18 protein-coding genes are annotated in these 23134 nt (G+C 31.6%); 9 read left to right on the forward strand and 9 right to left on the reverse strand.

Translation table 11 applies throughout. The annotated features are described in order from the left end of the window. Positions 1–35: 35 nt before the first annotated feature. On the reverse strand, positions 36–1433 hold the full coding sequence (gene fumC, locus ASC44_RS01285; RefSeq protein ID WP_055445820.1) for a class II fumarate hydratase: 1398 nt from the start codon (positions 1431–1433) through the stop codon (positions 36–38). Between the two features lie 166 nt (positions 1434–1599). On the opposite strand from fumC, the gene ASC44_RS01290 reads away from it, so the two are divergent. Beyond that, a complete protein-coding gene (locus ASC44_RS01290; RefSeq protein WP_055445821.1) occupies positions 1600–2019 on the forward strand; it encodes a hypothetical protein in 420 nt (139 codons plus the stop codon). 128 nt (positions 2020–2147) lie between these two features. Here the strand turns inward: ASC44_RS01290 and ASC44_RS01295 are convergent, their stop codons facing one another. Beyond that, a complete protein-coding gene (locus ASC44_RS01295; RefSeq protein WP_055445822.1) occupies positions 2148–3107 on the reverse strand; it encodes a lipid A deacylase LpxR family protein in 960 nt (319 codons plus the stop codon). A gap of 172 nt (positions 3108–3279) precedes the next feature. Between ASC44_RS01295 and ASC44_RS18145 the strand changes: the two genes are divergently transcribed. Further along, entirely contained in the window at positions 3280–3453 is a 174-nt protein-coding gene (locus tag ASC44_RS18145; protein ID WP_169787483.1) for a hypothetical protein, read from the forward strand. A 59-nt stretch (positions 3454–3512) separates the two neighbouring features. Here the strand turns inward: ASC44_RS18145 and ASC44_RS01300 are convergent, their stop codons facing one another. From ASC44_RS01300 to prfB, 4 genes are all read right to left on the reverse strand, one after another. After that, positions 3513–3767 carry a DUF3781 domain-containing protein gene (locus tag ASC44_RS01300; RefSeq protein WP_206542775.1) on the reverse strand — a complete coding sequence of 85 codons (255 nt, stop codon included), beginning with the start codon at positions 3765–3767 and terminating at the stop codon, positions 3513–3515. 49 nt (positions 3768–3816) lie between these two features. Further along, positions 3817–6222 (reverse strand): TonB-dependent receptor, encoded by a 2406-nt coding sequence (locus tag ASC44_RS01305; protein WP_055445823.1) that lies wholly within the window; start codon positions 6220–6222, stop codon positions 3817–3819. 109 nt (positions 6223–6331) lie between these two features. Then, on the reverse strand, positions 6332–6673 hold the full coding sequence (arsC, locus tag ASC44_RS01310; RefSeq protein WP_055445824.1) for an arsenate reductase (glutaredoxin): 342 nt from the start codon (positions 6671–6673) through the stop codon (positions 6332–6334). 92 nt (positions 6674–6765) lie between these two features. Beyond that, a protein-coding gene (gene prfB, locus ASC44_RS01315) for a peptide chain release factor 2 (RefSeq protein ID WP_152973246.1) occupies positions 6766–7876 on the reverse strand; the annotation gives its coding sequence in 2 pieces (ribosomal slippage) (positions 6766–7812 and positions 7814–7876; 1110 coding nt in all). 182 nt (positions 7877–8058) lie between these two features. Between prfB and ASC44_RS01320 the strand changes: the two genes are divergently transcribed. Continuing rightward, a complete protein-coding gene (locus ASC44_RS01320; RefSeq protein ID WP_055445826.1) occupies positions 8059–9078 on the forward strand; it encodes a threonine aldolase family protein in 1020 nt (339 codons plus the stop codon). A gap of 206 nt (positions 9079–9284) precedes the next feature. Continuing rightward, positions 9285–11516 carry an OmpA family protein gene (locus ASC44_RS01325; protein ID WP_055445853.1) on the forward strand — a complete coding sequence of 744 codons (2232 nt, stop codon included), beginning with the start codon at positions 9285–9287 and terminating at the stop codon, positions 11514–11516. A gap of 223 nt (positions 11517–11739) precedes the next feature. Here ASC44_RS01325 and ASC44_RS01330 read toward each other — a convergent pair whose 3' ends face one another. Further along, on the reverse strand, positions 11740–12063 hold the full coding sequence (locus ASC44_RS01330; protein ID WP_055445827.1) for a YbaB/EbfC family nucleoid-associated protein: 324 nt from the start codon (positions 12061–12063) through the stop codon (positions 11740–11742). Between the two features lie 170 nt (positions 12064–12233). On the opposite strand from ASC44_RS01330, the gene ASC44_RS01335 reads away from it, so the two are divergent. The 4 genes from ASC44_RS01335 (at position 12234) to ASC44_RS01350 (ending at position 20503) form a co-directional block, all read left to right on the forward strand. Then, positions 12234–14303, forward strand: a complete 2070-nt coding sequence (locus tag ASC44_RS01335) for a S9 family peptidase (RefSeq protein WP_055445828.1) — start codon at positions 12234–12236, stop codon at positions 14301–14303. Positions 14304–14373: 70 nt separating this feature from the next. After that, positions 14374–15414, forward strand: coding sequence for a cysteate synthase (gene capA, locus ASC44_RS01340; protein WP_055445829.1), 1041 nt, complete (start codon positions 14374–14376; stop codon positions 15412–15414). A 143-nt stretch (positions 15415–15557) separates the two neighbouring features. Beyond that, the gene (gene capB / locus ASC44_RS01345; RefSeq protein ID WP_055445830.1) at positions 15558–16817 is read left to right on the forward strand and encodes a cysteate-C-fatty acyltransferase; all 1260 of its coding nucleotides are present in this window, start codon (positions 15558–15560) and stop codon (positions 16815–16817) included. Positions 16818–17098: 281 nt separating this feature from the next. After that, positions 17099–20503 carry a DUF7619 domain-containing protein gene (locus ASC44_RS01350; protein WP_055445831.1) on the forward strand — a complete coding sequence of 1135 codons (3405 nt, stop codon included), beginning with the start codon at positions 17099–17101 and terminating at the stop codon, positions 20501–20503. A 72-nt stretch (positions 20504–20575) separates the two neighbouring features. Here ASC44_RS01350 and ASC44_RS01355 read toward each other — a convergent pair whose 3' ends face one another. Both ASC44_RS01355 and ASC44_RS01360 read right to left on the reverse strand, forming a co-directional pair. Next, a complete protein-coding gene (locus ASC44_RS01355) occupies positions 20576–21697 on the reverse strand; it encodes a GNAT family N-acetyltransferase (RefSeq protein ID WP_055445854.1) in 1122 nt (373 codons plus the stop codon). A 22-nt stretch (positions 21698–21719) separates the two neighbouring features. Next, positions 21720–22730, reverse strand: coding sequence for a transporter (locus ASC44_RS01360; RefSeq protein ID WP_241491387.1), 1011 nt, complete (start codon positions 22728–22730; stop codon positions 21720–21722). A 118-nt stretch (positions 22731–22848) separates the two neighbouring features. On the opposite strand from ASC44_RS01360, the gene ASC44_RS01365 reads away from it, so the two are divergent. Beyond that, entirely contained in the window at positions 22849–23112 is a 264-nt protein-coding gene (locus ASC44_RS01365) for a DUF4834 family protein (protein WP_055445832.1), read from the forward strand. Positions 23113–23134: the final 22 nt, after the last annotated feature.

Below are 23134 nucleotides of genomic sequence, written 5' to 3' on the forward strand. Positions count from 1 at the left end.
CTAATCGGTTTTTTCGATTTTATTAAGTTTAGAAATTATTTTAAACCTCCAACCATATTCTCTGGTTTTACCCAAGCATCATAATCTTCGGCAGTAACATAGCCTAAATTAACAGCTTCTGTTTTTAAGGTTGTTCCGTTTTTATGAGCAGTATTTGCTATTTCGGCGGCTTTATAATAACCAATTTTAGTATTTAATGCAGTAACTAACATTAAAGAGTTGTTTAATAACTCTTTAATAACATCGTGATTTGGTTCTATACCAGCAGCACAATTTTCTTCGAAACTTACACAAGCATCACCAATTAATTGAGCACTTTGTAAAATGTTTGCAGCCATCATTGGTTTAAAAACATTAAGCTCGTAATGACCTTGAGTTCCACCTACAGTTATAGCAACATCATTACCCATAACTTGAGCACAAACCATGGTTAATGCCTCACATTGTGTTGGGTTTACTTTTCCAGGCATAATAGAACTTCCTGGTTCGTTTGCAGGAATAATAATTTCTCCAATTCCAGAACGTGGTCCAGAAGCCATCATACGTATATCGTTAGCTATTTTGTTTAAAGAAACAGCAAGTTGCTTTAAAGCGCCATGAGATTCTACGATAGCGTCGTGCGCAGCTAAAGCTTCAAATTTATTTTCTGCAGTTATAAAAGGTAAGTTTGTAAATTTAGCAATGTATTGTGCAACTAAAACATCGTATCCTTTTGGTGTATTTAAACCGGTACCAACAGCTGTTCCACCAAGTGCTAATTCAGATAAATGTGGTAATGTGTTTTGTAACGCTTTTAAGCCATGATCTAATTGTGATACATAACCAGAAAACTCTTGACCTAATGTTAAAGGTGTAGCATCCATAAGGTGTGTACGACCTATTTTCACAACATCTTTAAAGTCTTGAACTTTATCGTTAAGTGTATTTCTAAGTTTAATTACTCCTGGAATAGTGTTTTCTACAATCTTTTTATAGGCTGCAATATGCATTCCTGTTGGAAACGTATCGTTAGAAGATTGCGATTTGTTTACATCATCGTTAGGTGCAATTGCTTTTTCACCTTCTCCTACAATTCTACCTGCTAATTGTTGTGCTCTATTTGCAACAACTTCATTAACATTCATGTTAGATTGTGTTCCAGAACCTGTTTGCCAGATTACTAAAGGAAATTGGTCGTCATGTTTACCTTCTAAAATCTCGTCGCAAGCCGCAGCTATTAAATCTCTTTTATCTTCTGGTAAAACACCTAATTCGCAGTTAGTGTATGCTGCTGCTTTTTTTAAGTATGCAAAGCCGTAAACAACTTCTAAAGGCATAGAAGCTGCTGCGCCAATTTTAAAATTATTTCTTGAACGCTCAGTTTGTGCTCCCCAAAGTTTATCTGAAGGTACTTTTACTTCGCCCATTGTGTCTTTTTCTATTCTAAATTCCATCTGTTATTTGGTTTGTTTTAGGTTTGCTAAAATACGAAATTTTGTGTGATATTTTTGATTGGGTTGTTATATGTTTTTTAATTGAAATGATTTGATTCGGAATTTTATAAAAAGTAACTTAACTTAAGATTTTTTTCGCAATAAAGTGTAACTAATAATTTAAAACATGGCTAGACAGAGTAAAGCAATTACTAAAGGATTTATTATTTCTGGATTAATGAATGCATCAGTTTTAATCTTTTCAAGATTGTTCTCTAATGATACCATTCCTGAATTCGATCCAATAGTAATGTCTAATTTTGGGTTGTTAATGATTCTTATTTGGGGATTAGCTTACATAGCTATTGCACAAAACTATGAAAAAGTAAAATGGCTTGTTGCTGTTTTCGCTATAGAGAAACTTGTTTATGGTTGTATTTGGGTAAATTGGATTTTAAATAATAATGTTTTAGATGTTTATGAAAAAGATGTAATGGCAGGTGTGTTTTATTCAATTTACGGAATAAATGATTGGGTGTTCTTTATCTTCTTTATTCTAGTATTCTTTCGCATAAATAAATTGAAGAATAATGGTTTGGCTCGATAATAAAAGTTAATTATAGTGAAGATTGATTAATAAGGTTTTACTAACCAAGTGCTCTAACACCGTTTTTTAATAAGCTGAAATTTTGTATGATATAAATGAAAATAATTTAGGCTAACTTCTAAATTCACCTAAAAAGTAAACCCAATTTTAATACCTCCATATTTTGCAGAACTTCCAGATTTAAATTCGCGTGTTATGGCAGAACGAGAATATTCAAAATAGAGTGTTTTTGTCTTTAAAACCAATCCATAATTGTATTGTGCAGTTATTCGTTCTATATTATTGGAGCTAATAGTATATGGGCTCTTATTGTTAAAAACACCTCCTTGTAAAGTAGCATCGTATCCAATAATATTTAGCGTAGGTTGTACGTATGCGTACAATTTAAAGCGCTTTGTGTTTTCGGGTTTAGAAAAAGGTGTATCTATAATTCCAATTACAGTATTTAAACCAACAGCTGCATTAGTAAAAAGTGTACCAAATTTAAGATTACTATGCGCTTGAATAGCTATGAGTTTATTATAACGAAATAATTGTTTTTCGTAACCAACTTCGTAATTAATGACGAAGTCGTTTTTTATTTGATTTTTCCATCCTTTTGGTATTTTATTTCCTGTAGCTTCATGAATACCAACTTGCATTTCTTCACCAAAAGCTCCAGGTCCAATAATACCTAGGCTAAAAGAAGACGTAAAGCGTGTTTTTTTTGCAAAGTTAGTAGAGATAACGAAACTTTTAAGCATTATTGCTGCGGAAAAAGGTCGATCTCCAATTTGAATGTCTTCACTAACATAATCGTTAGGAGTAAAACCAATATGCTCTATCGCTAAGCCATATTTTGTAGTTGAAGATTCCGTTTTTAAAAAAAGTTTATTAATTGGGTTCTTTTCTAGACTTTTTAAAACGAGTTCAAAATTATAACCTTGTGTATAATTCTCGTCGGTAGCAGCGAAGTAGTCGTTGTCGTAATTATACCTAAAATATGAGGTGCTGTTTATATCTCGAAAAGAAGCTGAATTATCTATTTTTTGAGCATTTGATAATATGCTAATTAATAAAAATATTAAGAGTGTAAGTTGCTTGTTCATAAAAGCACTTACGTTTTATATGTAATATCGGTTTGATAAAATTTGAATTAGTTTAAAAGATGTAAAAAAGTAAAAGTGTTAACAAAGCTGTTAATAATTACAAACTTTATTTTGTATAAAAAAAGAGTTTAACTTATATTTGCTTTATATTTAAAATAAGACACAATCAATTATGTTCGAATTCGATCAATACTTAGGCTTTTTAGCATTTTTAACAATATTAACTATAGGTTTCTGGTTAATGATATTTTTAGTTTCATTTGTTATTCCTTACTGGATTGGCGGAAGTATATTAGAACGTCTTAACGAAATTAAAGAAGAAAAGAAAGCTAAGCGTAACGCTTAACAACTTTTGTTATAATATTAAAAAGGGAAACTTATTTATAAGTTTCCCTTTTTTTGTTTTTAAATTTTGTCTACCGTAATTATTCTAAATGTATTAGAATTAACGGTGATTCTAATAGTATTGACTTCGTTTGTTATATAGTAGTTTTTTCCGATTTTTGTATAGAAAGAAATTTCTGTTGCTTTTAAAACTTTTAATAGATAAGCTTCAATTTCACTTTTAGAAAGTTCTAATTTTAATTTTTTATTTATCCTAGCATAAACAAGTTCTGTATAACAAATGTTATCTATTATCTTTTGTTTGTTTATTTTCAAATTAAATCGGCTTTAAGTTATAAAGAAGAAGCACAGTATTGCAGGTAATTTATCCTTCAAAACTGTCATCTCCACCATAATCTCCACGTTGTTCACGTTTCTTTTGTTGGTTAAACCTGTATGTAAAAGATAGGTTAAAGCTGCGTTCTCTCCATTGGAATTCACTTTCGGCATCAAAAGTTGGAGTAGTGGTGGTTTGTATTCGTTTTCTACTATTAAATAAATCGTTTACGTTAAAGGCAATAGATGCTTTTTCTTGAAATAAATCTTTACTAAAAGCCATTGTTGTACTAAAAATTCCTTGTCTTGTATTTTGTGCATCTTCACTAGGTCCATTATAATTTAAATTAGTTTGCCAATCTATATTTGCTGGTAATGTAAATTTATTACTTACACGAGCAAACCAACTCTTATTAGTGTTATCTAAAGATAAACCGTTTGGTGTGGTCCCTTTTGTCTCATTTTGGAAAAAATTAAAATTACCATTAACACGCCATTTTCTAGACGGATTATAAGTTAAGGTAAACTCAAAACCATAGCGATCTTCGGTAGCTAAATTTATAGGTGTACGTTTTATAATTGGTAACTCTTCGCCATTTACATTGGCTGTTTCTCCTGTATCGAAACTAATATAGCTAAAGCCATCTGTAGCATGAGCATAATAAGCTGAAGTATTAAAGGTGAATTTTCCAAAACGTTTTAAATAACCTAAATCAAATTGTCCCGAGTAACTAGGGTTTAAATCTGGATTTCCTTGAAAAAAGTTAGTAACACTATTTCTAGAAGGAAAAGGGTTTAAAAAATAACCTCTTGGTCTTCTTAAACGTCTTGCATAACCTAAAGTAAGGTTCTCTTTTTCGTTAAATTCGTAACTTAAATTAACTGTTGGAAACAAGCCTGTAAAATTCTTTTTGCTTAGTTCTCCTGTTGTAGGTTGGTCTATAGTAAATCTTGTATTCTCTAATCTTAATCCTAATAAAAATGAAAATTTATTAAATTTACTACCATATTGCGAGTAGACTGCATTAACATATTGCTTGAAATTTAATACGTTTGTTAGGTCTGAATTATTCTCGAAACTATTTGTATCTGTATTAAAATTAGAAACATTAAAATCTGTTATTGTAGTATCAAAATTACCTCTATAACCGGCTTCAAATTGACTATTCTCTCCAATAGGTAACACGTAATCTGTTTGCAATAGTATCTGACTTTGATCCTCTAAAGTAGCTACATTTTCCACAGCGACATTGTCTACAGAAATGAGAGAGTTTTCATTCTCTTGGCTGTCTTCATATTGAAAATCAAAGGTTAGAGTATGTCCACTGTCCTCATAATTTTTTTGAAAATTTAAAGCATATTGTACTGTTTTATCTTCTTCGGTTTCTGGGTCTAAACGAGTTGTTGTCGATAATAGGTTTCTATTACTATCAAATTGATTAAGAATATTGGTGTTTAAATCGTTATCCTTACTATCTCTATACAAAATAGAAGTGGTTAATGAAGCTGAATCGTCTACGTACCATTCTACACCAAGGTTAGTAGTTAGTCCTTTTTGTTGTCTATCGTACGTGTTATTTTCATCTAAATAATTACCACTAGACTTGTAAAGAGTAGAAGAAGATGAATTTCCGGGAGCTTCTCTATAGCTATAACCAGTTGTGTTAAAAATATTGACGTTTCCTGTTCTATAGTTTATGTTTCCATTAATACCTGCTGAAGGATTGTAACCAACATTTGTAGTAATTGCTCCATTTAAACCTTGTAGCTTACTACGACGTAGAATAATATTTATGATGCCTCCTGTTCCTTCGGCATCATATCTTGCTGAAGGAGATGTAATAACTTCAACTTTTTCTATAGACTCAGCAGGAAGCTGACGTAAAGCATCTGTAGAGTTTAAACCTACTAGACCTGATGGTTTTCCGTTAATTAAAATACGTACGTTATCATTTCCGCGTAGCGCAACATTTCCTTCAACATCCACAGAAACTGAAGGGACATTATCTAAAACATCGCTAACGGTTCCTCCTCTAACAGTTAAATCTTTACCAACATTATAGATTTTTTTATCGAGTTTAATTTCAACTGTTGTTTTTTCGGCAATCAATTCTACTTCTTCTAAAGTTGTAGCATCTTCTTTAAGGTATATGGTTCCAAAAGAGAAATCTTTATCAATTACCTTATTACTTATGGTAACTTTTTCGAAGCTAATAAACTCAAAAGACACATTATAAGTTCCTGTATTAACAGTAAAATTAAATTCACCTTTTTCGTTAGCTGTGCCACCAGACACTATTTTTCCATCTGTATTATAGACTACTACAGTAGCCCATTCTAAAGGGATATTAGTATCTTTTTCTGAAATTTTTCCTGTAACATTTACTTCTTGTTGAGCAGTAGCAAAAAACGATAGGAAAAGACTTAAAATAATGGTAATGGTAGCTTTGTACATATCTTATATTTTTATGAAATAAGATTACAAAAATAGCTAAGGTTTAACCGTCTTTGGTTAAAGGTTTGTTAAATAAAAAAGCCTTGTAATTTACAAGGCTTAATTTTTATTAAATAATATCTAAAATAAGTTCAGGAGGCCTACCTATAACAGCTTTATTTCCATTAATTACAATTGGTCTTTCAATAAGTTTTGGGTATGCAAGCATTGCATTAATAATGTCATCACCGGAAAGGTCTTTTCCTTTAAAATTAGATTTCCAAATAGCTTCGTTTTTTCTAACCAAATTTATAGGCTGAATATTAAGCATTTTAATAAGGTCGATTAACTCTTTTTTAGTTGGTACATTTTCTAAGTATTTAATAACTTCAAAGTCTTTACCAGATTTTTCTAAAATTTCTAGCCCACAGCGTGATTTAGTACAGCGGTTGTTATGGTATATTTTAATCATATTTATTTTCCGAGAAAGCGGGAATCTTATTTTTTTATTTCCGTACTTCGACTGCGCTCAGCATAAACTACGAAAAATTTTAATTACTGTTTTTACAATTGATTAGACTCCGTTGTCTGTTGTCCCATCATCATTAAATACGCTTTTAAAAACGGAGTAATCTCTCCATCCATAACAGCATCTACATTTCCGGTTTCGTGTGCAGATCTTACATCTTTTACTAATTTATATGGATGCATTACGTAGTTTCTAATTTGGCTTCCCCATTCAATTTTCATTTTACCAGCTTCAATGTCTTGACGTTGTGCTAATTGTTTTTGTAATTCGATTTCGTATAACTGTGATTTTAACATTTGCATAGCCCGTGATCTATTATCGTGCTGCGACCGCGTCTCACTACAAGAAATTTGTATTCCTGAAGGCTTGTGTGTTAGTTGTACTTTTGTTTCTACTTTATTTACATTTTGACCACCAGCTCCACTAGAGCGAGCCGTTACAATCTCTATGTCTGCAGGATTTATTTCAATTTCTATAGAATCGTCCACCAACGGATAAACATAAACCGAAGCAAAACTGGTATGTCGTTTGGCATTACTATCAAAAGGAGAGATACGAACTAATCTATGCACACCGTTTTCGCCTTTTAGCCAACCAAAAGCATAATCACCTTCAATTTCTACAGTAACCGTTTTAATTCCAGCAACATCTCCTGCTTGAAAGTTAAGTTCTTTAACTTTAAAGCCATTTTTTTCGGCATACATTAAGTACATACGCATAAGCATTTCTGCCCAATCGCAACTCTCAGTTCCACCAGCTCCAGCCGTAATTTGAAGTACAGCACTTAGACTATCGCCTTCTTCAGAAAGCATGTTTTTAAACTCTAAATCTTCAATTAAAGTTTGTGCTTTTGAGAATCGGTTTTCGACATCCTTAGCAGTAGCTTCATCTTCTTTAAAGAATTCGTAAATAACTTCTAAATCTTCAATAAGCGTATTAGCAGCATTATAATCTTCAACCCATCTTTTCTTTACACGAAGAGATTTCATTATTATTTCTGCAGCCTTAGAGTCGTTCCAGAAATCTGGAGAAAAGGTTTGTTCCTCTTCATTGCTAATTTCTATAAGTTTAGCATCTATGTCAAAGATATTGCCTTAACTTAGTCAGGCGTTGTGAGAGATCTTTAATTTGATCTTGAGTTATCATAATATTTATGTTTAAAACAAAAATAGAATTTATAGCATGATAAATAAATTATTACCCACTTATTTTATAATTTTATACTTAAAAATATGAGATAAGAATTAAGGCTCTCTAGAGAATATTTCGAACTGAAATATTTAAGAACAAATTCCATCAAAAAAATATAAAAAAATAAAAGAACATAAATGAAAATTGATTTAAGAAGCGATACTGTTACAAAGCCATCTGAAGGCATGTTAAAAGCAATGATGAATGCCAAAGTTGGAGACGATGTATATAAGGAGGATGAAACTGTTAACGAGCTTGAAGCTAGAGTTGCAAAATTATTTGGAAAATCTCATGCCATGTTTTTTCCAAGCGGAACAATGGCAAACCAAACAGCTATAAAGTTACATACTAATCCGGGAGATCAGGTAATTTGCGACAAGTATGCACATATTTATAATTACGAAGGAGGTGGAGCGTCCTTTAATAGTGGAGTGTCTTGTAAACTTATTGATGGAGAAAGAGGCATGTTCACTGCAAAACAAGTAGAAGAAGCTATAAATCTTCCAGATTTTTATCATAGTCCATTAACAACATTAGTTGAAATAGAAAATACAACAAATAAAGGAGGAGGAGCATGTTGGGATTTTAACGAGCTGAAAAAGATTAAAAAAGTATGTACCTCTAATAATTTAGGATTTCATTTAGATGGCGCACGATTATGGAATGCTTTAATGGTTAAGAAAGAAACAGCACTAGATTATGGAGAGTTATTCGATACCATTTCTGTATGTTTTAGTAAAGGTTTAGGCTGCCCAATTGGGTCTGTGTTGGTAGGAGATGAACATTTAATGAAAAACGCCATAAGAATTAGAAAAATTTTAGGAGGTGGTATGCGTCAAGTTGGATTTCTTGCAGCAGCAGGGTTATATGCTTTAGACCATAATTTAGAGGCATTAGTTGAAGATCATAAAAAAGCGAGAGAGATAGCTTCCGTTTTAAAGAAAACTTCATATGTAGAGAAAGTAGAGCAGGTAGAGACTAATATTGTGATTTTTAAATTAAATAATAAGTATGACGATCAAATGTTTTTAGATTTATTAGAAAAGAAGGATATACACATAAGTAATATGGGACAACGCAAGCTAAGAATAGTTACCCATTTAGACTATACTTCTAGTATGCATGAAACAGTATTAAATGAACTAAATTCTTTATAAAACTGTAAACGTCTGATTACTAGAACGAAAATATGTTAAGCAAATGTTAAACGGTATTTTTATACACTTTATCGAATTGTCTTAGAAATTTAGTGATTTTATGTGTTAATAGTTTGTTAACACATAATTTTACACGAAATTAGAGTATGACTGAATTTTGTTTTAGTCTATTTAACCTTAAAATAACCATTAAAATTATTAAAAAAATGAAAAAAGCATTACTAACAATTTTATCTTTTGTTGTCTGTACAGTAGCATTAGCACAAGATTTACCAACAAATCCTGAACCAGGAAAATGTTACGTACGTTGTGTAACACCGGATGTATGGGTAAATCAAGATGTGACTATTCAAGTTGCACCAGCATACAAGAAGTTAAAAGTAGTACCTGCACAGTACAGAACAGAGAATGAAGAAGTTGTTGTTCAGTCTGCTGGTCAAGAATTAGCTGTTGTACCTGCACAGTACGAAACACAAACTTTCGAAGTAACTGTTCAAGGACCTGCTCAAAGACTTGAGAAGGTTGCTGGATCTACAGATACATCGACTGAAGAAATGGTTATCCAACCAGGATACCAAGAATTAGCAGTAATACCTGCTAAGTATGAAACGCAATCTTTTGATGTTACTACATCTGAAGGAGGTCAAACTTTATCTGTTGTACCTGCTAAATTAGGAACTGAAACTTTTGAAGTTGTGGTTCAAGAAGCTGGACAGAGATTAGAATTAGTTCCTGCACAATATGAAACAAGAACAGAAACTGTTATTGTTCAACAAGCTTACCAAAAATTACAAACAGTGCCTGCTCAATATGAGACAAGAACTGAAACTGTAGTGGTAACAAATGCTGGACAACGTATGGAAGTTGTTCCTGCTAAATGGGGAACTGAAAATGTAGAAGTTGTTGTTCAACCTGCATCTTCTAGATTAGAAATTGTACCTGCTCAATACGGTTCAGAAACTGAAACTGTTACAGTTAATAATGGAGGACAAAGATTAGAAGTAATTCCTGCTGTTTGGGGAACTGAAACTTTATCTTATAAGAAAAGAGAATTTGGAAACACTTTAAAAGTTGTTCCTGCTAGTTTTTCTACAGATTACCAAGTTATCGAAACTAAGCCTGCAACTGCTAAATGGGGAATGAGTGATACTCCTGCTGCTGATTGTGCTTCTAGTGATCCTAACGATTGTAGATACTGGTGTTACAAAAATGTACCAGCTCAAAATATTACTGTAAACACAACTACTTTATCTAACGATGCATCGATTATTACAACTCCTGGTTGTGATACTGCAAATGCTAACGATTCAGATTGTGGTATGGGAACTTATACAAGAAGAGTTGTACAAACACCTGCAACAACAAGAGTAATTGATATTCCTGCTGTAACTAAAGAAGTTAAGCGTACTGTAATGACTCAGCCTTCTACAACTAGAACGATTCCTATTCCTGCTGTAACTAAAACTATCAAGAAGACAGTATTAGTTTCTCCAGCAACTACAAAAGTTATTGATATTCCTCAAGTTACTAAAGAAGTTACTAGACAAGTAATGGTTACACCTCCAACAACAAGAGCTATCGATGTTCCTGCTGTAACAAAAGAGGTTAAGCGTACTGTAATGGTAACACCTCCAACAACAAGAGTTATAGCTATTCCTGCAGTAACTAAAACTATGAAGCGTACTACTTTAGTAACGCCAGCTACAACAAGAGTAACAGAAATTCCTGCTACTACTAAAGCTATGACGCGTACTGTAATGGCAACGCCTCCTACAACAAGAGCTATCGATATTCCTTCTAAATCTACAACAATTAGAAAAACAGTAATAACTCCAGAAACTACAAGATCTATTGATATTGCTGCTGTAACTAAAACAATGAAGCGTACTGTAATGTCTACACCTCCTACAACAAGAGTTATTGATGTAGCACAAAAAACAGCTTCTTTAAAGAGAACTGTTTTAGCTAATGATGCTAGAGTTGATGAAGTAACTATTCCTGCTGTTAACAAAACAGTTACTAAAGAAGTTTTACAGAAAAAAGGTGGTTTAACTACTTGGACAGAGGTTGATTGTAAAATCGTTGATTATAACAGTCTTAACATAAACTGGAACTTAGGCTCTTCTACATTAACTCCAGTTGCTAAAGCTGAAATTGATAAAGTATTAGTGCCAGTTCTTGCTAATGGTGTTTCTGTTGAAATTGCTTCTCACACAGATTCAAGAGGTTCTGCTTCATCTAACAAATCATTGTCTGAAAGAAGAGCTCAAGCTGTAACTAACTACTTAATTTCTAAAGGAATCAATTCTTCAAGAATTGTTTCTAATGGATATGGAGAATCTAGATTAGATAACAGATGTTCTGATGGTGTTTCTTGTACAGAAAGAGAACACTTAGCAAACAGAAGAACTCAATTTAGAGTTATCAACGCTAACTAAGATGTAATTCTTATTTCATTTATATATAAAAAGAGGCCTTCGGGCTTCTTTTTTTTGCTTAATACTAAAGCATCCGTTATAAGTTTAATTATTAAAATTAAGTGTGTAGAATATATTTTATTATCAATGTTATATTAAAGAAATAAAAAAAACCTCATTCAGCTACATGCTGAATGAGGTTTTTTATAATGTAACTTTCTGTAATTTAAACGAACGTTGATACTTATTTAAACATATCCATACCTGGAATATTTGGCATGCCATCTTGAGCTACTGCAGCTAATTCGGCTTCGTTTATTTTAGTTGCTTTTTCAATAGCTTTGTTTAATGTAAGTATTAAATAGTCTTCTAATTGCTCCTTATCCTCTAAAAGAGAATCATCTATAGTAATTGCTTTTATTGTTCTATTTGCTGTTAAAGTTACTTTTAATAAACCATCATTACTTTGTTCGTCTACTAAAACAGTGTTTAATCTTATTTTTGTGTCTTCTACTTTTTGTTGAGTTTCTTTTAATTTACCCATCATCCCTGCTAAATCTCCAAACATAATTTTTATTTTGTGTTATTATAATTGCAAAGCTATAAAATTCGATAGTTAATAACCAATATAATATCTATTGAAAAATCCTATACTTTTATTGGCTATAAGTTTTACTTTTGTAGTATGTTAAATCCTTTATATAGAATATAACATAATCCTGTAAACAAAACCAGAACATGTCAGAATCAATAAAAGCAACTAATCCTCCAGTTGCAAAAAAAATAGCGAAGTCTTTAGAAAAACATAACGATATACGTATTGATAATTATTTTTGGATGAACGATAGAGAAGATCAAAGTGTTATAGATCATCTTAATGCGGAGAATACCTATACTAAATCTGTTTTAAAGCATACAGAATCCTTTCAGAAAGACCTCTTCGAGGAAATGAAAGGTAGAATAAAAGAAGATGACAGCTCTGTGCCATACAAGCTAAATGGCTATTGGTATGTTACTAAATTCGAAAAAGGAAAGGATTATCCTATTTATACAAGGAAAAAGGGCACTTTAGACGCAATAGAAGAAATTATTTTCGATTGTAATGAAATGGCCAAAGATCATGCTTATTTTAAATTAGGAGGAATTTCTATAAGTCCAGATAATACTATGGCAAGTTTTGCTGTAGATACAGTTAGTAGAAGACAGTATATACTTCAGATAAAAAATTTAAAGACTGGTGAAATATTTTCTGATAAAATAGAAAATACCACAGGTAGTTCTACATGGGCAAACGATAATGAGACTTTGTTTTATACACAGAAAGATGAAGTAACCTTGCGTTCAGATAAAATTTTCAAGCATAAATTATATACAGAAGCATCACAAGATGTTTTAGTGTTTAATGAAACTGACGATACATTTAATTCATTTGTATACAAAACAAAATCAAAAAAATATATTGTTATTGGCTCATCGAGTACGTTAACATCAGAATATCGCTTCTTAGATGCAAATACTCCTGATGGTGAATTTAAAGTATTCCAGGAAAGAGAGCGCGAATTAGAATATTCAATTGCACATTATAAGGATAGCTTTTATATTATTACTAATAAAGACGATGCAACTAATTTTAAGCTTCAAAAAACACCTGATACTAATACTTCTAAAGAAAATTGGAAAGATGTTTTACCACATAGAAATGCCGTTTTATTAGAAGATATCGAGATTTTTAAAGACTATTTAGTGGTAAGTGAGCGCGAAAATGGACTTAATAAAATAAGAATTATTAGTTGGAATGGAGAAGAGGATTATTATATAGCATTCGATAACGAGACATATACTGCAGGTTTAGGTAATAATCCAGATTTTGATAGTAACGAGTTGCGCTATGGATATAATGCATTAACAACACCAAGCTCTGTAATCGATTATAATTTTAAAACTAAGGTAAAAACAGTAAGGAAAGAGCAAGAAGTTTTAGGTGGAAAATTTAATAAAGATAATTACGAATCTAAACGCATTTGGGCTACAGCTAGAGATGGTGTAAAAGTACCAATGTCTATAGTTTATAAAAAAGGAATAGAGTTAAATGGAGAAAATCCTGTACTGCAATATTCTTATGGTTCATATGGCTCTACAATAGATCCATATTTTTCGACCATTAGATTAAGTTTGTTAGATAGAGGTTTTATTTATGTTATTTCACATATAAGAGGAGGAGAGTATTTAGGAAGACAATGGTACGAAAATGGTAAATTACTTACTAAAATGAATACTTTTACAGACTTTATAGACTGTTCTAAGTTTTTAATTGAAGAAAAATACACATCTCCTAAGCATTTATATGCCATGGGAGGAAGCGCTGGAGGATTATTAATGGGAACAGTAATTAATTTAAATCCAGAATTATATAATGGAGTAATTGCTGCAGTACCATTTGTAGATGTTGTAACTACAATGTTAGATGATACTATTCCATTAACAACAGGAGAGTATGATGAATGGGGAAACCCAAACGATAAAAAGTATTACGATTACATGAAATCGTATTCACCTTACGATAACGTGAAGTCTAAAATATACCCAAATCTTTTAGTAACAACAGGTTTACACGATTCCCAAGTGCAATATTTCGAACCTGCAAAATGGGTAGCAAAATTAAGAGAATTAAAAACAGATGCTAATAAATTATTATTTCATATTGATATGGAAGCGGGACATGGAGGAGCTTCTGGACGTTTTGAAAGTTTAAAAGAAGTAGCATTAGAATATGCGTTTTTACTTGATTTAGAGGAGATTAACGATTAAAAAAAAAGTCTTATTTTTGCAAGGTTTTAAGTTGCATTTCTAACTAAAAGTAACTGATCAAATATTGTTTATGACACACGACAAACAGGTTTTTGATAATGTATTGGACTTAATTGGCAATACACCAATGATAAAACTAAAAAAAATGACTTCTGAATTTAAAGGTAACTTTTTAGCTAAGGTTGAGGCTTTTAATCCAGGGCATTCTTCAAAAGATAGAATAGCATTATATATTATTGAACAAGCAGAGAAGCAGGGCATACTGAAACCTGGTGACACAATTATTGAAACTACTTCTGGTAATACAGGATTTAGTATTGCAATGGTAAGTGTTATCAAAGGTTACGATTGTATTCTTGCGGTGAGCTCAAAATCTTCGGCAGATAAAATAGATATGCTGAAGAATATGGGAGCTAAAGTTTATGTTTGTCCAGCAAATGTAAGTGCAGACGATCCAAGGTCTTATTACCAAGTAGCAAAACGTTTACATGATGAAATGAAAGGTTCGGTTTATATTAACCAATATTTCAATCAGTTAAATATAGATGCACATTACGCTTCTACTGGACCAGAAATTTGGAATCAAACGGATGGTAAAATAACCCATTTAGTAGCTTGTAGTGGTACGGGAGGAACTATTTCAGGTACTGCGAAGTATTTAAAAGAGCAAAATCCAAATATAAAAATCATTGGTGTAGATGCTTTTGGTTCTGTATTAAAAAAATACCATGAAACTAGAGAGTTCGACGATAAAGAGATTTATCCTTATCGTATTGAAGGTTTAGGGAAGAATTTAATTCCAACAGCGACAGATTTTGATGTTATTGACAAGTTTGTCAAAGTTACAGATGAAGAAAGTGCACACACAGCAAGAGAAATTGCTAAAACAGAAGGCCTTTTTGTAGGTTATACCTCTGGAGCAGCAATGCAAGCTATAAAACAATTAAGTGCTTCTGGAGAGTTTAAATCAACAGATAATATAGTTGTTATTTTTCCTGATCATGGATCTCGTTATATGAGTAAAGTGTATAGCGACAAATGGATGAGTGAACAAGGCTTTTTTGATAGCGTAAATGCTGAAGCAGCACAAAGTATTCAATATATAAAATAAAATGAATGTTATAACGCATAATCAAACTGATATCTTAAAAAAGGTATCAGTTTTTTTTATATGTTATTAATTGAATGTAAAAAAAATTATGCAAAAATAGTAGAATTGCTTAATTTTGTATATTCTAAATTAACAAAGTACAGATGAAAGATTTATTCGCAAAAATTTATAAAGATAAAGGACCATTAGGAAAATGGGCTGAGCAGGCTGAAGGTTATTTTGTTTTTCCAAAGTTGGAAGGCCAAATTTCTAACCGAATGAAGTTCCAGGGTAAAGATGTTATTACATGGAGTATTAACGATTACCTAGGTTTAGCAAACCATCCTGAAGTACGTAAGGTTGATGCTGAAGCTGCCGCCGCATATGGCTCTGCTTATCCAATGGGAGCGAGAATGATGTCTGGTCATACCGAATTACATGAGCAACTTCAAAATGAATTAGCTGCCTTTGTTGACAAAGAAGCAGCATATTTATTAAATTTTGGTTACCAAGGTATGGTGTCTACAGTAGACGCTTTAGTTGCTAAAGATGATGTTATTGTTTACGATGTAGATGCACATGCATGTATTATTGATGGTGTAAGATTACACCATGGTAAACGCTTTACTTACAGGCACAATGATATTGAAAGTTTAGAGAAAAACTTAGAGCGTGCTACAAAAATGGCAGAAACAACTGGAGGAGGAATTTTAGTGATTTCTGAAGGTGTTTTTGGTATGAGAGGAGAACAAGGACGTTTAAAAGAAATAGTAGAATTAAAAAAGAAATTTAATTTTAGATTTTTTGTAGATGATGCTCATGGTTTTGGAACACTTGGTAAAACAGGAGCAGGAGCAGGAGAAGAGCAAGGTGTGCAAGATGGAATTGACGTTTATTTTGCAACTTTTGCAAAATCGATGGCTAGTACTGGTGCATTTATTGCTGCAGATAAAGAAATTATAGATTATTTAAAGTACAACTTACGTTCTCAAATGTTTGCAAAATCACTGCAAATGCAATTGGTTGTTGGTGCTTTAAAGCGTTTAGATATGTTACGTACAATGCCTGAGTTAAAAGAAAACTTATGGAAAATTGTTGATGCATTACAATCTGGGTTAAAAGAAAGAGGATTCGATATTGGTACAACACAAAGTTGTGTTACACCTGTTTACTTAAAAGGTAGTATTCCTGAAGCAATGGCTTTAGTAAGAGATTTACGTGAGAATTATGGTATTTTCTGTTCTATAGTTGTATATCCTGTAATACCTAAAGGATTAATATTATTACGTATGATTCCTACAGCAACACATACAATTCAAGATGTGAATGAAACTTTGGATGCTTTTGATGCTATTAGAACACGTTTAGAGAACGGAACTTATAAAAGAATGTCTGCCGCTTTAATAAAAGCAATGGGAGAATAGTTTGTATTTAATATATAAACAATAAAAAAATCAAGCATTAGTAATGAGTATTTTTTTTTGTTAAAGAAACAGAATGTATCAGTTTTAAAGTCAATTTTTATAATTAAAAATAATTTACTTTACTACGCAACCTTTTGTGTTTTTTTACATCTATTAAGTAATAGCTTATCAAAATCAAATTCTAAGTAAAACTGCTCGAATTCTAATTTAAAGGTTTTTCACTAAAAGTTTCTGTCATATTTGATTAGCAATAAAATCGTAAACTTTTAAAGACTAAAACTATGACCAACTACTTCAAAATTCAGTGCTTTTTTACTTTTGCCTTTCTATTTTTATGTAGTGTATTACAGGCGCAATCTACAGTTTATATATCTGGAACAGCAAATAGTTACAGTGTAATAGAAGGAGATACCTATTCGTTTAATATTAACTTATATAGTGTTAGTTCAACTCCTATTGTCGTTGATGTATCTATTACATCTGGAACAGCAGATGCTACAGACTATACGCCAATTACTACAACGGTTACAATCCCAGCTGGGCAATTGTTTTTAAGCACACCATTAAATCTAATAACAAATAATGATGCTATAATTGAACCTAATGAGAATTTTATAATTCAGGCAGATATTACTTCTGGAAATACTACAAATACATCCACAAATCGATATATTCAAATTATAGATAACGATACACCACCAACAGTTTCTGCATCTTCTAATACAAGTATAACAGAAGGAAACTCGAGATTTATAAACTATGGCTTATCAAATCCTTACAGTTCAGATATTATACTAAATATAGCTACAAGTAATGGATCTGCTGATAATTCTGATTATAATACTGTAAACACTACAGTAACATTTGTAGCAGGTGAAACAAGTAAATCTCAATCTTTTTTGGCTATAGATGATACACTTGTTGAGACAGATGAGACCTTTATTATTACAGGCTCAATTACTTCTGGAAACACTAATAACGCGACTGTTGTAACTACTGCAACCATTAGGGATAATGACACTACACCAATGTTAAGTATAGGAACACCATACGATAGAACAGAAGGGCAAAACGTTGTGTTTTCTGGCAGGTTAGATAGAGTTTTTAATGCAGATGTAACAATACAGTTTACAACAAGTAATGGTACAGCAGGAACAAGTGATTATAATACAACAACAATAGTAGAAACAATTCCCGCAGGAAATATCTCTAAAACTATTACAGTACCTACTATAGATGATAACCTTGATGAACCGCAAGAAACATTCACATTAACAGGTATAGTTACTTCAGGTAATACAACCAATGCCTCAGCTTCTGCAACAGCTACAATTGTAGATAATGACGGTTTACCAGATTTCAGGATTTCTTATAGCTCAAATTTTCAAGGAGAAATAAATGAAGGAGAAGATGCAAGATTTAGTGTCTCGTTAACTCATGTAAGTTCAACCGATACATCAATCCAACTTTTAACAACAGCAGGAACAGCTGGATCTTTAGATTATTTAGCTTTAAATACAACTATAGTTATTCCTGCAGGTCAAACATACTATAATGCAACTAATTTAATTGTGCCGACGGTTCTAGATCAATTACAAGAAGCAGACGAAACATTTGTTGTAAATGCTGTTGCAACTTCTGGAAATACATTTAATACAAGCGAATCATTAGTTTTTACAATTTTAGATGATTATAATGTGAATGCACATAGTGATACTTTTTATCCAGTAATGGAAGTTGGTGGTAGTTTTCAAGTACTAACTAATGATACTTTACATGGTTTAGCATTAAATGCTTTAGATGTAACCATTACTTTAGAAGCCAATACTATTGGAGCAACACTTGATGCTTCGGGTATTTTAACAATACCCAATACAGTTTCAGGATATCAGAATCAATTAGAATATACAATTTGTGAAACAGCTAATCCTAGTATATGTGATACTGCAACGATTTACATTTATATAGTTTCACCATTAGAAATAAAATATACACCAACATATTCAGATTATAATGGAGATGGTTTTACAAGTGTTGGAGATATAATAACCTATCAATTTAGTGTTACAAATAATGGTAATACGCCAATTACAATTATTGATTCTGATAATCAATATTCTAATTTAAATGTAATTGGAGGACCAATAGCTTCTTTAGCTCCGGCTCAAACAGACTCTGTAACGTTCTCTGCAACTCATATTATAACTCAAAATGAAATTAATTCTGGTTATTTTACGGGAGAATTAATTGAACATTTTTTTACAGGAATGTATTATGGGTATGAAGTTTATGGTCTTGTTGAACTTGAAACACCATTAAGTTTATCTTTTTCTGATGGAATAGAGTTCAATGCCTTTGTAGATACTAATACAAACGGTATTCAGGATAATGCTGAAATAGATTTTCCTTTAGGTCATTTTGAATATGAAATTAATAATGATGGCGTTATTCATAACCTCCTTACAACTCCATTTTATTTATATGAATCTAATCCTACAACTAGCTATAATTTAAACTATGTTGTAGATAGTGAGTATGCTGGAAACAATGTGTGTACAGTTAATTATTCAGGTGTAACTGTGGCTTCAGGTTCTGGCATTACTACTTATAATTTTCCAGTTACTGTAACACCTTACGAAGATTTATCTGTAAGTTTAAATAATTACAATGCACCGCCAAGACCAGGTTTTAGTTATATAAATTATATTACTTATACAAATAACTCTAATCAAACTGTAACTTCAGGTACTGTGGATTTTGTATTAGATAGTGATTTGTCTATTCTAGAGGCCTCAGATGGTGCTGTGATTACTAGTACAGGACTTACTTATGCTTTTACAAATTTGGAGCCATATCAAACAAGATATATTTGGATAAAAATGAATGTTCCAACAATACCAACAGTTGCCTTAGGAGATTTAGTAAATAATTCGGCTTCAATAAATGTGCCTACTGGAGATATTTTACCGCTAAATAATACATCTAGTTTAATACAAACTATTATAGGAGCATACGATCCAAATATAAAAACTGAAAAGCACGATGGACAAATTGTGCATTCTACTTTTACAGATGACGATTTTTTAACCTATACCATTCAATTTGAAAATACAGGAACAGCCAATGCTATTAATGTTAAAGTTGAAGACTTTCTTGATGATAAATTAGATGAAACAACATTAAGAATGGTTGATGCTAGCGCAACTTATGCTCTTGAAAGAGTTAATAATCATTTAATTTGGAATTTTTATGGTATTAATTTACCTCCATCTGTAGAAGACACAGATATTGGTCATGGTTATTTCACATTTAAAATCAAGCCAAAAACCGGGTATTTACTTGGAGATATTATACCAAATGTTGCAGAAATATATTTTGATTTTAATCCTGCAATTATAACAGATGTTTGTAATACTGAATTTGTGGAAACATTATTAAGTGTAGACGATTTTACTTTTTCAGATTTCAATTATTATCCAAATCCTGTAAAAAACACATTGTTTATTTCAAACACTTCAAAAATTGAAACAATTGAAATTACAGATATTTTAGGAAAAGTAGTGAGCTCTAAAAAGATGAATGCAATGCAAACAACTCTAGATTTGTCTTCATTTGCTAACGGAGTTTATTTTGCTAAAATAGAATCCGGAAGGCAAACAAAAACAATTAAGATTTTAAAAGAATAATACTAATAATGGTAGTAGCAAAAAAAATCCGATTCATTTGAATCGGATTTTTTGTTTATCTTCTTTTAAAGATTATTCTATATTTTTTCTATAAGTCTTTCTACGTTTAACGACAACAGTTTCAATATGCTTCCATATTTTGTGAATAGCTTCATTGTCTTCTAATTCAGGAGTTCTATAGCAATTAATGATTCCTTTTTGTCTGAAGGTTTCGTAATATTCATTAAAAATTACAGCATGAATACCTTTGTTTTGATATTCTGGATGTACACCAATTAGGTAGAAAACAACATCTTTACTGTGTTTCTTAGCCTTTAATAATTTTGCAAAACCAAACGGGAATAGTTTACCATTCATTTCCTGTAAAGCAGATGCAAATCTTGGCATTACAATGGCAAAGGCAACCATGTCATCGTTTTCATCTACCACAAATTTTATATATTCTGGATTTACAAATGAAATAAATTTCTTTTTAAAATAAGCTTTTTGTATATCTGTTATTTCAACAAAAGAAGATAAACTTTCATAGGAAGCATTGAACAAATCGAACATTTTATCAACATAAGGCATTACCTCAGATGTTTTTGTAAGTTGTAAAGCTGTAAGTTTATAACGTCTTTTTATAAGTTCTTGTGCTTTTTTAAAGTTTTCAGGTTTTACATTTACAAAAGGAAACTTACTTTCGGAGTAGCTTTTTTCAACAGTATAGCCTAGTGCTTCATAATGTTTTACATAATATTCATGGTTATACCAAGTTATCATATTACTAATCTGGTCAAAACCTTCAGTCATTAGCCCAACTTTATCTAAATTAGAAAAACCAACCGGACCTTCTGTATATTCTAGATTATGTTGTTTTCCAATTTTATTGACTTCATCTATAAGCACTTTAGAGACTTCTAAATCGTCTATAAAATCAAACCATCCAAAACGCATTTTAAGATGTTTTTGGTTATTTATTTCTAACCAATTAATTATCGCAGCTACACGGCCAACAAGTTGGTCTCCTTTATAAGCAAGAATTAATGTGGCTTCGGCATCATTAAAAATAGGATTCTTGTCTTTATTAAAAGTTTCCATTTCTTGGCTAATAATAGGAGGGACCCAATATTTGGAATCCTTATATAGCGAAAACGGGAATTTTACAAAGGTTTTTAAGTCCTTTTTGGTCGTTACTAGTTTAGTTGTAATCATAGGCATTACTCATCATCAAAATCTATATCCTGAGTTTCTTTTTTACGTTTGTTATCTCCATCAGGAGAAGCGTCGTCACCTTTCTTCTTATTTTTTTCTTACGCTTTTTATTAGCTTTACGTTCTGCTTCTTCTTCGGCAGATGTTCCATTATCCATTCCTGGATCTTTATGGAAGTCTAAACGGTAAGAGACACCAAGATTTAGGCTAAATACAGAAGGAGTGTCTTTAGTGTTAAATGTTACAGCAGTATCTAATTGAAAGTCTTTACTCCATAAATAAGCACCTCCAAATCTAAAAAGGTTATCAGCATAAAAATCGCTATGTATTCCTTGTGTTTCTCCAAACAAAACCCATTGTTCGTTAATGGCTTTGGTTAAAGTAAGTATGTACTGGAAATCTGAAAAATCTGTTCCTATTCTATCCTTAGACAGGTTCATTACAAATACCCAACCGCTAGCAAAATTATTTTGTGTAGCAATCATTACTTTAGGGCTGAAACCTTCTACTCCAGGAGCTGTATAAGGATTATCTGAAGAATCAAAATTAGCACCAACATAAACAGCAACAGCAGGAATTAAACTACTCCATTTAAAACGTTTATTGGCGTGATAGCTAAAAATGTTGGGTTTTTCTTCTTCTGCATTTTTATAAGGATCGTAAACAAGATACTTAGCACCAAGTGTTAAATTCTTAAAATTAGAACGTTTTAGGTCTGAAGGGATTGTAGAACGGTAATCTGTTTGTGTATCATTTTGATAAATACCTTCAATATTTATTTCTAACTGTGGTAAAAGTAAACCATAGCGTGCAGCAAAATCAACTCCAAAACCGGAAACATCGTATTTTAGTGGTGTGTGCTCTTCTTTTACTGTGTAAGGACCAGCTTCAAACTGTACTACATTTGTACCAACAGAAAAAGCAGACCTGGAAACTCCAGGACGATTAGAATTAATAACTTCGGTGTATTGTGCATGCGCTGTTAAACCAGCTATACATAAGACTATTGTTAAATAGGTTTTATTTAAAAACATAAGTTTTAGGTTTAGCTTCAAATATAGAGATTTTATATATTTTTTAAGTAAATAAATCTGAAATTACTCAACAAGAGTTGTATTTTTGTATTACAACTTTTAATATTTGGATTTTTCTATGGGATTAATAAAGACCATACTTATTATATTATTATTTTATTATGGATTCAAAATCTTATCCAGACTTTTTGGGCCATTTATACTAAAATATTTCACCAAAAAAGCAGTAGAGCGTTTTGGTGGTCAATTTAATGATGCTAAAAAGCAAAGACAGCAGCAACAACCGGAAAAGGAAGGTGAAATATCTATAGATAAGATGCCTGAAAATAAAACTTCAAACAAAACGGTTGGTGAATATGTAGATTACGAGGAAATTGATTAATTTTCGGTTTTAAGAATCATTC

Source organism: Lacinutrix mariniflava (genome assembly GCF_001418015.1).
In the GTDB taxonomy this organism is placed as follows: Bacteria; Bacteroidota; Bacteroidia; order Flavobacteriales; family Flavobacteriaceae; genus Lacinutrix; species Lacinutrix mariniflava.